General features: G+C 66.5%; 10 protein-coding genes. 1 reads left to right on the forward strand and 9 read right to left on the reverse strand.

What is annotated here, in order from left to right; genetic code table 11:
• Positions 1 to 177 precede the first annotated feature (177 nt).
• From CEY09_RS25345 to aptA, 9 genes are all read right to left on the reverse strand, one after another.
• Positions 178 to 1,653 (reverse strand): M81 family metallopeptidase, encoded by a 1,476-nt coding sequence (locus CEY09_RS25345; protein ID WP_088590726.1) that lies wholly within the window; start codon positions 1,651 to 1,653, stop codon positions 178 to 180.
• A 28-nt stretch (positions 1,654 to 1,681) separates the two neighbouring features.
• On the reverse strand, positions 1,682 to 3,091 hold the full coding sequence (locus CEY09_RS25350; protein ID WP_088590727.1) for an amidase: 1,410 nt from the start codon (positions 3,089 to 3,091) through the stop codon (positions 1,682 to 1,684).
• Between the two features lie 36 nt (positions 3,092 to 3,127).
• Entirely contained in the window at positions 3,128 to 4,819 is a 1,692-nt protein-coding gene (locus CEY09_RS25355; RefSeq protein WP_052017913.1) for an ABC transporter ATP-binding protein, read from the reverse strand.
• A gap of 5 nt (positions 4,820 to 4,824) precedes the next feature.
• On the reverse strand, positions 4,825 to 5,730 hold the full coding sequence (locus tag CEY09_RS25360) for an ABC transporter permease (RefSeq protein ID WP_006226202.1): 906 nt from the start codon (positions 5,728 to 5,730) through the stop codon (positions 4,825 to 4,827).
• Positions 5,731 to 5,739: 9 nt separating this feature from the next.
• Positions 5,740 to 6,681 carry an ABC transporter permease gene (locus CEY09_RS25365; RefSeq protein WP_006226203.1) on the reverse strand — a complete coding sequence of 314 codons (942 nt, stop codon included), beginning with the start codon at positions 6,679 to 6,681 and terminating at the stop codon, positions 5,740 to 5,742.
• A 26-nt stretch (positions 6,682 to 6,707) separates the two neighbouring features.
• Positions 6,708 to 8,273 carry an ABC transporter substrate-binding protein gene (locus tag CEY09_RS25370; RefSeq protein ID WP_006226204.1) on the reverse strand — a complete coding sequence of 522 codons (1,566 nt, stop codon included), beginning with the start codon at positions 8,271 to 8,273 and terminating at the stop codon, positions 6,708 to 6,710.
• A gap of 81 nt (positions 8,274 to 8,354) precedes the next feature.
• A complete protein-coding gene (locus tag CEY09_RS25375) occupies positions 8,355 to 9,863 on the reverse strand; it encodes a M81 family metallopeptidase (RefSeq protein WP_088590728.1) in 1,509 nt (502 codons plus the stop codon).
• A 129-nt stretch (positions 9,864 to 9,992) separates the two neighbouring features.
• Complete coding sequence (locus CEY09_RS25380; RefSeq protein ID WP_006226206.1) at positions 9,993 to 11,486, reverse strand: CoA-acylating methylmalonate-semialdehyde dehydrogenase; 1,494 nt, start codon at positions 11,484 to 11,486, stop codon at positions 9,993 to 9,995.
• 113 nt (positions 11,487 to 11,599) lie between these two features.
• Positions 11,600 to 12,925: an omega-aminotransferase AptA gene (gene aptA, locus CEY09_RS25385; protein WP_167390161.1), complete on the reverse strand. Its 1,326-nt coding sequence runs from the start codon at positions 12,923 to 12,925 to the stop codon at positions 11,600 to 11,602.
• A gap of 158 nt (positions 12,926 to 13,083) precedes the next feature.
• On the opposite strand from aptA, the gene CEY09_RS25390 reads away from it, so the two are divergent.
• Positions 13,084 to 14,502, forward strand: coding sequence for an aminotransferase-like domain-containing protein (locus CEY09_RS25390; RefSeq protein WP_006226208.1), 1,419 nt, complete (start codon positions 13,084 to 13,086; stop codon positions 14,500 to 14,502).
• Positions 14,503 to 14,529 lie beyond the last annotated feature (27 nt).

A 14,529-nucleotide genomic window follows, 5' to 3' on the forward strand; every position in this document is an offset into this window, starting at 1 on the left:
TGGCGGCCAGGGGGCTGCTGCCGGCATACACGTATTCATCGGCCTGTAAGGGCCCGGCGGCGAGTATACCGAGGCGCACCGTCATGTAACCGTGCGCGCAGTTACTGAAGATTTCAAAATGAAAGGGCCGGAGCTCGGGCTCCGGCCGTTTTGTCGACAACTATTGGGCGAGAGGGATTACAGCGGGTCCAACGGATAAATCGGTCGCCGCACGTGCTTGAAATCCAGCTGGCTGTAGTCAGACGTAGTCACGCCGACGCCCGTGCATTCGATCACTTCCGTCGCCATGTCCGAGAAGCCCGCGCGCCAGTGCACGCGGCTCTTGAGCACGACATAGCGCTTTTGCAGCGGGTCGATGCCGGCCGACAGCAGGCAATTGATGTCGAAGGGCTCCTGGTGGCGCGACACCACCACGATCTCGACGCGGCCCGTGTCGATGACGACGGTCAGCCCGGTGTCGTTGCGCACGCCACGGTACATGGGGCCGCGGTTCAGGTAGACGCCATCGAACACCAGTTTCACCCGGCCAGTCACCAGCAGCGGTTCACTGGCTTCCTTGATGGCGGGCATGGGCAGTTTGCCGCCCAGTTTCAGCGTGATGGTGTTGCCCACGCCGGCAGCCGCGGCCTGTTGCGCGGCCTCCGGGTCGCAGATGGCGTAGAAGACGACGTTGTCCAGTTCCTGGCGCAACACCTCGGCCAGCACCGCGGTGGTGTCCATGGTGCCGCCGGAGCCGGTGTTGTCGAAGTGGTCCAGCAAGACAACGGGGCCCTGTTCAATCGATTTTGCGCGCGCGATGGTGGGCGAGAGCGGTTCGGGGTGGAACACCCAGTCCGCGCGGCCGGCCCAAGCGCGTTCCAGCAGTTCGTCGCGGTACTGCCGCGCTTCGTCGGGCTTGCCGTCCGTACAGACGACGGCGCTCAGGCCGGCTTCGCGGATGTCGGCATGCGGGAACCCCACGAAGACGGACGCCGCCAGCACGCCGTTGGCCTCCAGTTCCTTGCAGCGTTCCTGCAGGGGCTTGTTGGGCGCGGCATGGGTGCCCTGGCACATGATGTGCGGCAGCATCGGCTTGTTGGCCCAGCTCATGACGGGGTTGATCTCGCCCTTGAGCGTGCGCACGATCACGTTGGCAGCGCGGACGCCGGCCTCGCGGATATCCACGTGCGGATAGGTGTGGAAGCCGCTGATGACGGTGGCGTTGTCGACGATGTCGTCATAGATGTTGGCATGCATGTCCAGCGTGACGGCCACCGGCGTCTTGGGATCGATCTCGCGCAGGCGGCGCAGCAGGTCGCCTTCGGCGTCTTCCACGCCCTCGGCGACCATGGCGCCGTGCAGGTCCAGCAGGATTGCGTCGAAGCCGCCCAGCTTGACCTGGTCCAGGACCAGCTTGCACAGCCGTTCATGCGTGTCGGCGCTGGCGGGGCCGCTGGGCCAGGACTCGGCCGCCACGGGCACGACGATTTCGGCGCCTTCGCGGCGGGCCACTTCGATATAGCCGCCCAATCCGCTGTCGGTGTTCTCGTAAGCCTTGATGGCGCGCTCGCCCTCCAGGATTTCGGGGTTGCCGCGAAAAAAGCGTTCAAGCGGGGTCGGCACGGGCGAATACGTATTCGTCTCGTGCTTGATCATTGCCAAAAGCCAACGCATGGGAATTCCTGTGGGTTGCTGTGGAAAGTCAGTTTGCTTGGGGCGGCTGGGGCCACGGGTGCTGCGCGGGGCGCATCTGTTCCCAGGCGCGCGCCACGCGCAGCACGCCCAGGTCGTCGAATCGCGTGCCGGCGATCTGCAGCCCGATGGGCAGGCCGGCCCGCGTGTAGCCGCAATTGACCGACGCGGCGGGCTGTTCGCTCATGTTGAAGGGCAGCGTGAAGCCGATGTGGTGCATGGTGGTGGCGACTTCATTGGTGGGCGACGGCCATTCGGCGTTGTAGGCCACCACGGGCGCGACGGGCGACAGCACGTAGTCGAACGGGGCGCAGGCCGCGACCGTCTTGGCGCGCACGTTCAGCGTTTCGTAGTAGCTGCGGAACACGGCTTCGCCGGACTGGCCGCCGCCGCTTTCCGCCCAGGCCCGGATGAACGGCAGGATCTTCGCGCGGCGCGCCTCGGGCAGCGCGGCCAGGTCAATCGCCGAGCGCGTGCGCCAGAAGCGGTCCACGCCGTCCAGCATGTCGGGCGTCATCCACGGCAGCATGGGGGTGACGATGGCGCCGGCGGCCTCGAAGGCGTGCGCGGCGGCTTGCACCGCGTCGCGCACTTCCGGGTCTAACGGCAGGCCGCAGCCGGCGTCCATCAAGAGGCCGATGCGCAGGCCGCGCACGTCCTGCGCCAGGTTCAGCCAGTCGAAGTCCTGGAATGGCAGGCTCATGTGGTCGCGCGCGTCAGGTTGCGACAGCACGCCCATCATCAGCGCGGTATCCGTAATGGTGCGGGTCATGGGGCCCGCGCAGCGGCCCATGAACGGCGGATCGATCGGGATGCGGCCCAGGCTGGGCTTGAGCGTGGCGATGCCGCACCAGGCGGCCGGCAGGCGGACCGAGCCCCCGATGTCGGTGCCGATGTGCAGCGGGCCATAGCCGGCGGCGGCAGCGGCGCCGGCTCCCGCGCTGGAGCCGCCGGGGTTCTTGGACAGGTCCCAGGGGTTGCGCGTCAATTCATGGAAGCTGGACAGACCCGAGGACAGCATGCCGTAGTCGGGCATGGTGGTCTTGCCCAGCAGCACCGCGCCGGCTTCGCGCATGCGGGCGGCCGGGGGCGCGTCGGCGGTAGCCGGGGTCAGGTCGGTCGCAGCTGTGCCCAGCGGAATGGGCGTGCCGCGTGTGGCGATGTTCTCTTTGATGGTGGCGGGCACGCCGTCCAGCGTGTAGCCGCCTGCGGATTGCGGTTCGCCTTTCATCCAGCGGGCTTCGGACGCCCGGGCCATCGCCAGCGCGCCTTCCGGGTCCAGTGCGTAGGTAGCCTTCAGGTGCGGTTCCCAGCGTTCGATATGCTCCAGCACGGAGCGCGTGGCTTCAACGGGCGACAGCGTCTTGTTGCGGTAGGCGTGCAGCAGTTCCTGGGCAGACAATTCATGCGGTTGTGGCATCTCGGTTCCAGTGTGCGGAGGAAAGCAGTCAGGGCATCAGGGCGCAGGCGCGTGCGCCAGGGTGGCCGCGACGGGCCGGAAATTGCGGAAGTCCCAGTCGCGTCCGGGCGCCGCGTCGATCAGGGCGCGGGTGTATTCGTGGCGCGGCTCGGTCAGCACGGTTTCGGCGGAGCCGGTCTCGACCACCTTGCCGCGCTGCATGACCATGATGGTGTCGCAGATCTGCGCGGCTACGCGCAGGTCGTGCGTGATGAACAGCACGCCGACGCCGGTGCGCTGGCGTACTTGCTCCAGCAGTTCCAGCACCTGCGCCTGCACCGATACGTCCAGCGCCGATACGGCTTCGTCGGCCACCAGGATCTCCGGGTCCATGACAAGCGCGCGCGCGATGCAGATGCGCTGGCGCTGGCCGCCGGAGAACTGGTGCGGATAGCGCTGCATCGCGTCCGGGCTCAGGCCCACGACGGTCAGCGTTTCGCCCGCGCGCTTGAGCGCCTGTTCGCGCGGCATGCCGAAGTTGAGCAGGCCTTCGATGATGGATTCGCCTACCGTGCGGCGCGGGTTGAGCGAGCGGTAGGGGTCCTGGAACACGATCTGGATGCGGCGGCGCACGGGGCGCAGCGCCGACCCCGACAGCGTGCTCAGGTCTTCGCCGCCCATCATCATGTGGCCGGCGGTGGGTTCGATCAGGCGCACGATGCAGCGCGCCACCGTGGACTTGCCCGAGCCGGATTCTCCGACGATGCCCAGGATCTCGCCTTTGCGCAGCGTCAGGTTCACATCGGTGGCGGCGATGACGTTTTGCGCCGCCTTGCGGGAAAACAGGGAATGCTTGCCGGCGTAGGTGCGGCCCAGTCCTTTGACGTGCAGGACCAGTTGCCCATCGGGCGCGTCGCGGCGAGTGGGCACCAGGCTGGGCACGGACGACACCAGGCGCCGGGTATAGGACTGCTTGGGTTCGGCCAGAATCTCGTTGCGGGTGCCGCTTTCGATCAGGTCCCCGCGGTTCATCACCACGATGCGGTCCGCGATCTCGGCGACCACACCGAAGTCGTGCGTGATGAACAGCACGGCGGTCTGGTGCTTGACCTGCAGTTCCTTGATCAGCGCCAGGATCTGCTTTTGCGTCGTCACGTCCAGGGCGGTCGTGGGTTCGTCGGCGATCAGCAGCTTGGGTTCCAGGATCAGCGCCATTGCGATCACGATGCGTTGGCGCTGGCCGCCGGACAACTGGTGGGGATAGGCGTCAAAGATGCGTTCGACGTCCGGCAGGTGCACCGATCGGAACATGTCCAGCACCTTGGCGCGGCGCTCGGCCGCACTCATGTTCTTGCGGTGCAGGCGCAGCACTTCATCGACCTGCTTGCCCACCGTATGCACGGGGTTCAGCGCGGTCATGGGTTCCTGGAACACCATCGCCATGCGGGTGGCGCGCATTTCGCGCAGCCGGCGTTGCGAGGCCGTGGCCACGTCTTCGCCTTCGACGCGGATGGATCCGGCGCTGATGGACAGGATGCCCGGGGGCAGCAGGCCCATCACGGCCAGCGACGTGACGGACTTGCCCGAACCGGACTCGCCGACCACGCACACGGTTTCGCCGGCATGCACGTCCAGGCTCAGGTTGCGAACGACGCGGTTGCCCGCGCCGCCGACTTCCACCGACAGGTTGCGGATGGCCAGGATGGCGGACGAGGTATCGCCCGCGGGGGGAGTGGGGGAATAAGTCATCGGCATCAGATCCTGCGCACCATTTTGGGGTCCAGCGCATCGCGCAGGGCGTCGCCCAGGATGTTCACGCTAAGCACCGTCAGCGACAGGAACAGTCCGGGAAAGAGAATCAGGCCGGGCAGCATGCGGAAGTACATGCGGCCTTCGGACATGATGTTGCCCCAGGAGGCGATTTCAGGCGGAATGCCCGCGCCCAGGAAGCTCAGGATGGCTTCGGTCAGCATGGCGGAGGCGAACACGTAGGTGCCCTGCACGGTCAGCGGCGCGATGGTGCTGGGCACCATGTGGCGCCACAGCAGCAGCGGCAGCGGCGTGCCCAGCGCCAGCGCGGCTTCGACATAGGGTTCGCCGCGCACCGTCAGGATCTGGCCGCGCACCAACCGCACTACCCGCGGGATCTCGGGGATGGTGATGGCGACCAGCACGGTGGTGATGCTGGCGCCGGTGACCGAGACCAGGGCGATCGCCAGCAGGATGCCGGGGATCGCCATGATGGCGTCCATCGTGCGCATGATGAACCCGTCCAGCGTCCGGAACCAGCCGGCGATCACACCGATGACCAGTCCGATGGCGACGCTGACGACGGCGGCGCCCAGGCCCGCGATCAGCGAGATGCGGGCGCCGTAGGCCACGCGCGACCAGACGTCGCGGCCGAAGGCGTCGGTGCCAAGCAGATAGTCGGTGAAGGGCTGCTTGAGCCGCGCGCCCGGGTTGATGAAGGTGGGGTCCACCGTGCCCAGGAGCGGGGCGAACAGCGCGATGGCGACGATGGTGACCAGCACCACCAGCGCCAGCATGACCGGCCAGCTCTTTAAGCCCTGGCGGATTTGCCGCCAGGCGGTGACTTGAGGGTTGCCGCCTCCGGGAAGGTCGGCGGCCGCTTGCACGGCGGCGTCGGTTGGCGTTTGCATGGGGCGGCCTCAGTATCGGATACGCGGGTCGAACACCGTGTAGGCGCAATCGACAACCAGATTGATGAACACGTAGACGAACGCGAAGAACAGCGTCAGCCCCTGAATGACGGGATAGTCGCGTGCCAGCACGGCTTCCACCACCAGCCGACCCAGGCCGGGGATGTTGAATACCGATTCGGTCACCACCACGCCGCTGATCAGAAGCGCGATGCCCAGGCCCACCACCGTGGCGATGGGCACGGCGGCGTTACGCAACGCGTGGCCAAGCAGCACGCCGGTTTCACCCAGGCCCTTGGAGCGGGCGGTGCGGATGAAGTCTTCGCCCATGACCTCGATGACGCTGGTGCGCGTGATGCGCGCGATCAGCGCCACGTAGACCGTGGACAGGGCGAGCGACGGCAGGATGAGCCGGTGCAGATAGAGCCAGAAGCCCTTTTCCAGCGGCACGTAGCCCTGCACGTTGAACCAGCCCAGCTTGATGGCGAAGAGCCATATCAGCAGGTAGCCCGTGACGAACACCGGCACCGAGAAGCCCAGCACCGAAAAGCCCATCACGGCGCGGTCCAGCAGCTTGCCCTGCCGCCACGCCGCCAGGATGCCCAGCGGAATGGCGACGACGAGGGTGAACAGCAGGGTCAGCACCGCCAGGCTCAGCGAGGGTTCGAGGCGTTGCGCGATCAGTTTGGTGACCGGTACGCCGGACATGAGCGAAGTGCCCAAGTCGCCTTGCAGGAGCTTGCCGCCCCAGATGAAGAACTGCTTGATGACCGGTTGGTCCAGGCCCATCGTCTGTTGTATCTGAGCGATACGTTCAGGCGTGGCGCCGTCGCCCGCCATGATGATGGCCGGATCTCCCGGGCTGAAACGCAATATCGCGAAGACCACCACCGCGACCATCACCAGAACGGGGATGGTCGCGAGGAGCCGGCGTGAGACGAATGCCAGCATGTATTTCCCCCTGAACTACTTGCCCTTTAAGGGGCTTTTTTGACGTTCCAGAACGCGAAGACCGGTGCATGCACCAGGCCGGAGAGCTTGGTCGAGTAGACGGTCGGCACGGACATCTGGCCCAGCGGCACGTACAGGCCTTCGTCGATGCCGATGCGCTGCAGTTCGTCGGCGATCTTCTTCTGCTCGGCAGGGTCGGACGTCAGGGCGAACTTGGTGCGCAGTTCTTCCACCTGCGGGAAGTCGGGCCAGCCAAACCACGCGTTGTCGCCGTTGGCGGCGGCGGGCGCGGAGCGGACCGGGTCCATCACGTCGGTGGCATACCAGTTGGTGTTGTGGATGTTCCAGCCGCCTTCAGCCGGTGCGGCCTTGGACGCACGGCGGGTGGCCACACTTTGCCAGTCCATCGCGGCCAGGTTGACGTTGAAGCCGGCCTTGCGCAGCGCCTGGGCCATCACCACCGGCTGGGCGGACAGCGTGCCCACGTCGGTTGCGTGCATGACGAGGATGGGCGTGTTGTCGTAGCCCGCTTCCTTCAGCAGCGCCTTGGCCTTTTCGATGTTCGACGGGACGACCACGTCCTTGCCGATATCGGATTCCATCGGCGTGCCGCAACCCCACAGCGAGGCGCACGTCTTCCAGTATTTCGGATTGCCGACCAGCGCCTTCATCACGTCTTCCTGGCCGATGGCGTACATCGCGGCCTGGCGGATCTTCTTGTTGTTGAAGGGCGGGTACTTGAAATTGAAGCGGTACATCGTGAAGTAGCCGACCGGGCTGAGCGACTCTTCCTTCAGGTCCTTGTTGCCTTCGATCATCGGCAGCAGGTCGTAAGGGAATTGCTCGACGAAATCGATTTCGCCGCCCAACAGCGCGTTGGCGGTGGTCAGGGCGTCAGGCATGACGTCCCATTCGACCTTGTCCACGTTCACGACCTTGCCGCCCGCCAGGCCGCTTGCGGGCTCTTTGCGCGGCACGTAGTCGGCGTACTTGGCGTAGACGGTCTTCACGCCCGGCTTGAATTCGATGACCTTGAACGGGCCCGAACCGGTCATGTCGGTGATCGGCTGGCCGATGGCCTGTTCGGCGATGCGCTTGGGCATCATGAACGGCGCGGTGCCGGTGGGCTTGGACAGGGCGCGCAGCGCCAGGTCCGTGGGTTCCTTCATGACGATGCGAAAGCTATTGTCGTCAATGACTTCGATCTTGTCGGTGAACTTCAGCAGCGTGCGGCCCATGCCGTCGCCCGCCGCCCAGCGCTTGATCGACGCCACGCAGTCTTCGGAGGTCACGGGCTTGCCGTCATGCCATTTCTGGCCCGCGCGCAACGTCATCGTGTAGGTCTTGCCGTCGGGCGAGACCTCCCACTTTTCCAGCATCTGGGGCTGGATCTTGTTGTCGGCGTCGGTGGCCAGCAAGGTGTCGTAGATCATGTAGCCGTGCCACGTCGTGATGTACGCGGTAGTGGCGTGCGGATCGGTCAACCGCAATGGCGAGTGCATGACGGACTTGATGACGGTTTCGGCGTAAGCGCCGTGAGCCATCATCAGCGTTGCACCGGCCAGCGCGGCCGCTCGGACAAACTTGAGCATGGAGATTCCCCTTGAAGCGTAGTGAGCGGCACTGTCGGCCGCTACGTCGTTAACGCGCCGCGCGATGGCGGCGTGCGAGGGTCAGGCTGTCGCGGGCCGGCCCGAAAACACCGGTCCGCAAGGCGCCATTCTGATGCCGGGACGCAACCGTGTCCATGGTTGTTTTGCCGCATCCATCAGCATGGAGCCGGGGGCGGCGCACACCAGGATCGTCTGCGCGATGGACGTGAAATCCGCACGGAAGTGCGCCGAACTCTTCACCACCAGAATCGCGGCGCGCGAGGGTTCGACGCCCGCGAACCGGAACATCTCCTGGTCCGCCATCTGCACCTTGTTTGAGGCGACGATGATGCGCACCCCGCCCACACGCAGGCAGGCGCTGGGGCCCAGGTCCATGTGGAATCCGCGGTAGAACGCGCCGTGCGTATCGAAGCGCCCGTCTGAAGTTTTCTCGACAATGAATTCGCTGTCCAGCGGTTCGTCGTCGGGAATACCCGAGTGTCCACCCAGTGCAATCCGGACTTTATTGCCGACGCCCGCGCGGTGCGCGGCGAGCGCGGCGGCCGGGTCCACGATCAGACCGATGGAAGCATCGCGCGCATCGTGCCGGATCAGCGCGCGCAGCACGCCGGTGGTGTCGGAACTGCCGCCCGCGCCGGGGTTGTCCTGCGCGTCGGCGATAACGACGGGCTTGCGGGCGTCTTGCGCCAGCCGCATGGCTTCCTGCACGGCTTCGTCGGGGGTGTAGAGCCTGCCGCCGAAGTCGCGTTCGGCGTTCAGCACGGCGCGCGCCATTTCCGCGGCTGCCGCGTCGGCGTCGGCCTGCGTAGTGCCGTAGGCCCATACCGTCGGCGCGCATTCGGGGAAGTCTGCGGCGGGAAAGCCCGTGGCGAACGACAGGCTCGTCGCGCCGCGCGATTCGATCTCGCCCACCAGTTCGTACAGGCTGCGCGAGGGTTCGATATCGGTGGACTGCCAGCACAGCGAAATCAGGTAGGGCAGGGTGCGCAGCGATGCATAGGGCCGCGGCACGCCGGCCAGCCGCAATGACAGCAGCGCTGCCGCGCGCTGCCCAGTCTCGGCCATGTCGATGTGGGGATAGGTGCGGTAGCAGACCAGCGCGTCGGCGTGGCGCACCATGGCGCGGGTCACGTTGGCGTGCAGGTCCAGGCTGGCGACCACAGGCACGTGGGGCCCGACGAGTTCCCGCACGCGCTTGAGCAGTTCGCCTTCGCCGTCGTCCAGGTGTTCGGTGACCATGGCGCCGTGCAGGTCCAGGTATACGCCGTCCAGCGGCATCGCCGCCGACAAGCCTTGAAGGATCATCGCGCTGATGCGTTCGAACGCGTCCCGGGTGACCGGCCCCGACGGGCTGGCGGCGGCCCAGGTGGTGGGCACCAGCGTGTGCTGCCCCATGGCTTCGATGAAGCCCGCCACAGGAATGTTCGCGCCGGCGACGGCGGCGAACATCGCGGGCCCGCTGACAAGGCGGGGCCAGCCTCCGCCCTTCTCGGCAAAGTCTTCCCACGTGGCGCGCGAGGGCGCGAACGTATTGGTCTCGTGCTGAAAACCGCCAATCCCGATGCGCATCTGGCATCCCCTTGTCGTCTTGATGTTCGGAAGGCGCGGGAACGACGCCACGCCTAAGTCAGTACTCCCATGGCGCCCCCTTGAGGGGGCCCGCCTCAGGGGGGAGCGCGCAGCGCCTCGGGGGTGGGTTCACTTCGCCACGGGCATGGTGAATTCCGCGCCCTTGGCGATGCTGTCCGGCCAGCGCTGCATCACGCTCTTGTAGCGGGAATAGAAGCGGATGCCTTCTTCGCCGTAAGCGTGATGGTCGCCGAACAGCGAACGCTTCCATCCGCCGAACGAATGCCACGCCATGGGCACGGGAATCGGCACATTGATGCCGACCATGCCCACCTTGATCTGGCGTGCAAAGGCGCGGGCCACGCCGCCGTCGGACGTGAAGCACGCCACGCCGTTGCCGAATTCATGCGCGTTGATCAGTTCGACCGCGCTGGCGAAGTCGGGCACGCGCACGATGCACAGCACGGGGCCGAAGATCTCTTCGCGGTAGATGTTCATGGCGGGCTTGACGTTGTCGAACAGCGTGCCGCCCAGGAAGAAGCCGCGCTCGTTGCCGGCCACGGTCAGGCCGCGTCCGTCCACGACCATGTCGGCGCCAGACGCGATGCCGTCTTCGATGTAGCCGATAACCTTGTTGCGATGCTGCGCGGTGACCAGCGGGCCCATTTCTGCATCCGCCTGCATGCCGTCCTTGACGATCAGCGCCTTGACGCGCGGGATCAGGCGTTCGACGACCTTGTCGGCCACGTCGCCGACGACGACGGCGACCGAGATCGCCATGCAGCGTTCGCCGGCCGAGCCATAGGCCGCGCCCATCAGCGCGTCGGTGACCTGGTCCAGGTCGGCGTCGGGCATGACCACCAGGTGGTTCTTGGCGCCGCCCAGGGCTTGTACGCGCTTGCCGCGCTTGGTGCCTTCGGAATAGATGTATTCGGCGATCGGCGTCGACCCGACGAAGGACAGCGCTTCGACGTCGGGATGCGCGATCAGCGCGTCCACGGCCTGCTTGTCGCCATGCACGACGTTGAAGACGCCACCGGGCAGGCCGGCTTCGGTCAGCAATTCAGCCAGGCGCAGCGAGGCCGACGGATCGCGTTCCGACGGCTTGAGCACGAAGGTGTTGCCGCAGGCGATGGCCACCGGGAACATCCAGCACGGCACCATCATGGGGAAGTTGAACGGCGTGACGCCGGCCACCACGCCCAGGGGCTGGCGCATGCTCCAGTTGTCGATGCCGCCGCCGATCTGGTCGGAATACTGGCCCTTGAGCAGTTGCGGGATGCCGCAGGCGAATTCGACGATTTCGATGCCGCGCATGACCTCGCCCTTGGCGTCGGAGAAGACCTTGCCATGTTCGCGGGTGATCAGTTCGGCCAGTTCGTCCTGGTGCTTGTCCAGCAGCGCCTTGAAGTTGAACAGGATGCGGGCGCGCTTGAGCGCCGGCGTCTCGGACCAGGCGGGGAAGGCGGCCTTGGCGGCGGCCACAGCCGTCGCGACGTCTTCAGTGGAGGCCAGCGGAACCGACGAGCAGATCTCGCCGGTGGCGGGGTTGAAGCCGTCGGCGTAGCGGCTGCTGCGGCCGTCATAGTGCTGGCCGTTGATGAAATGGGAGATCTTCTTCATGGTGTGGGACCGGAAATCGGGATTCGTAAAAACGTCCGAGGGCGGCCATCGGCCGCCCGCGGGACAGGGTCAGGTTGCGCGGCGGCGCCGCGGCAGGGGGCTCGCCATGTTCCTCAAGCGATCTCTTTCAGGACCTTGCCGATCTGTTCGAAGATCTGGCCGATCTGAGCCTCTTCGATGATCAGCGGAGGCGAGATGGCGATGATGTCGCCCGTGTAGCGCACCATCAGGCCGCTGTCGAAGCACTTCTGGAAGACTTCGGCGGCGCGGGCGCCCGGCGCGCCGGCGCGCGGCGAGAGTTCAATGCCGGCGACCAGACCCAGGTTGCGCACGTCGATGACGTGCGGCGCGCCCTTCAGGCTGTGCACGGCTTCCTCGAAAGCGCCGGAAAGCTTGCGGGCGCGGGCGAACAGGTCGTCGCGGCGGTAGATGTCCAGCGTCGCCAGGATGGCCGCGGCCGCCAGCGGGTGCGCCGAATAGGTGTATCCGTGGAAGAACTCGATGCCGCCTGCCGGGCCGTTGACGATGGCGTCGTGCACTTCGCGTTTGACCGCGACCGCACCGGCCGGCACCGCGGCGTTGCTCACGCCCTTGGCCATGGCAATGATGTCCGGCGTCACGCCGAAGAATTCGGAGGCCGTGGCGGCGCCCAGGCGGCCGTAGGCGGTGATGACTTCGTCGAAAATCAGCAGGATGCCGTGCTTGGACGTGATCTCGCGCAGTTTTTCCAGGTAGCCCTTGGGCGGGATCAGCACGCCCGTGGAGCCGGCCATCGGTTCGACGATGACGGCGGCGATGGTGGAGGCGTCATGCAGCGCGACGATGCGTTCCAGCTCGTCGGCCAGGTTGGCGCCCCAGGCGGGCTGGCCCTTGGAGTAGGCGTTCTTTTCCAGGTTATGGGTATGCGGCAAGTGGTCCACGGCGGGCAGCAGGGCGCCGGAGAACGTCTTGCGGTTGGTTGAGATGCCGCCGACCGAGATGCCGCCGAAACCCACGCCGTGATAGCCGCGTTCGCGGCCGATCAGGCGGGTGCGCTGGCCTTCGCCGCGGGCGCGGTGGTAAGCCAGGGCAATTTTCAGGGACGTATCGACGGACTCGGAGCCGGAGTTCGTGAAGAAGACGCGGTCCAGGCCCTGGGGCATGAAGCCGGCGACAGCCGTGGCTGCTTCGAAGGCCAGCGGGTGGCCCAGCTGGAAGCCGGGCGCGTAATCCATGATGCCGGCCTGGCGGGAAATCGCGTCGACGATTTCCTGGCGGCCGTGGCCGGCGTTGACGCACCACAGGCCGGCGGTGCCGTCCAGGATCTGGCGGCCGTCGGCCGAGGTGTAGTACATGCCTTTGGCCGTTGCCAGCATGCGCGGGTGCGCCTTGAACTGCTTGTTGGCAGTGAAGGGCATCCAGAGATGGGACAGGTCGGGCAACTCGGCGGGGGCGTTCATGGCGGCTCCAGGGGAAGGACAACCGGCGGGCCTGCAAGAAAAGGGCGCAGCCGGGATTCGAATGATTCTGGTACGTCCCGCGGGGAATGAAAATATACGATCTGCGCAAATGCCGCTAACTGTATAGTTGCAGGTGGTCTAACTGTACAGTTTTCTCCGTGATCGATTTCCAGCCCAACCGCGCCCGTGGACTTGCGCCGACCCTGGTCGAACAACTGGTGGCGGCCATCTTGCGCGCCATTGAAGAACAGACACTGCGTCCGGGTATGTCCCTACCCTCGGTGCGCGAGTTCGCCCGCCAGTACGGTGTCAGTACGTTCACGGTGGCCAGCGCCTACAGCCGGCTGGTGTCGCAGGGCTGGCTGGCCGCGCGGCCCGGGGCGGGCTACCGGGTAGCCTCGCCGGACGCGCCTGCGCGGCGGGGCGAACCCCTGTCCTGGGAGCCGCCGCGCCTGAACGCGGGCTGGCTACTGTCGGACATCTTTGCCGACCATTCCATCCCGATCAAATCGGGATGCGGCTGGCTGCCGGGGGAATGGCTGAACGAAGAGGGCATGCATCTGGCGCTGCGCCACATGGGGCGCGTGCCGGCGATGCGCATCGCCAATTACGGGCACCCCTATGGCTATGCGCCGCTGCGCGAAACCATCGCGGCCAGCCTCAGCGCCCAGGGCATGGAAGTGGAAGTGTCCCAGGTGCTGCTGACCCAGGGCGTGTCGCACGGCCTGGACATGGTGACCCGCACGCTGCTGCGGCCGGGCGACACCGTCGTGGTGGAGCAGCCCGCCTATGCCAACTTGTTGCAGCTGCTGCGCTTGGTGGGCCTGCGGGTGGTGGCGGTGCCGCGCACGGCCGACGGGCTGGACTGCGAGGCGCTAGAGCGCGTGGTGGCCCAGCACCAGCCGCGCGCGCTGTACATCAATACGGCGCTGCAGAATCCGTCAGGCGCCAGCATCGGGATGGCCAATGCCTTCCGCATCTTGCAGGTGGCCGAACGGCACGGCCTGTGGGTGATCGAGGACGACATCTCCCGCGACCTGGCGCCCGGCGTGACGCCGATGCTGGCCGCGCTGGACGGGGCGCGGCGGGTGATCTACCTGGGCGGCTACTCCAAGGTCATCAGCCCGTCGGTGCGGGTGGGCTATGTGGTGGCGCATCGCGACCTGGCCCGCGACATCGCGCGCACCAAGATGGCGGTGGGCCTGACTTCGCCGGAAATCATGGAGCGCATCGTGCACCAGGTCATCCGCGAGGGGCGCTACCGCGCGCACATCGCCCGCACCCGCGAGCGGCTGGCCGAGGCGCACACCGCGGTGGCCGGCCAGATGCAACAGCACGGGTTCGAAATCCATGGACGGCCGCAGGGCGGTCTGTTCCTGTGGGCCAAGGTGGCCGGGCAGTGGCGCGAACGGGGCGCCAACGGTTTGGCGGAACTGGCGCTGAAAGACGGCATTTGGCTGGCGCCGGGGTCTTACTTTGAAGTGGATGAGGCGGATACGCCGTGGGTGCGATTCAACGTGGCGTATTCAGAGGCGCCGGCGTTGTGGCGGTTCATGAGGAATGCGGGGGCGGCTTGATGGGTTGCGCGCGCTGGGCTGATCGGA

This window comes from Achromobacter marplatensis, assembly GCF_002209535.1.
Taxonomy (GTDB): Bacteria; Pseudomonadota; Gammaproteobacteria; order Burkholderiales; family Burkholderiaceae_B; genus Achromobacter; species Achromobacter marplatensis.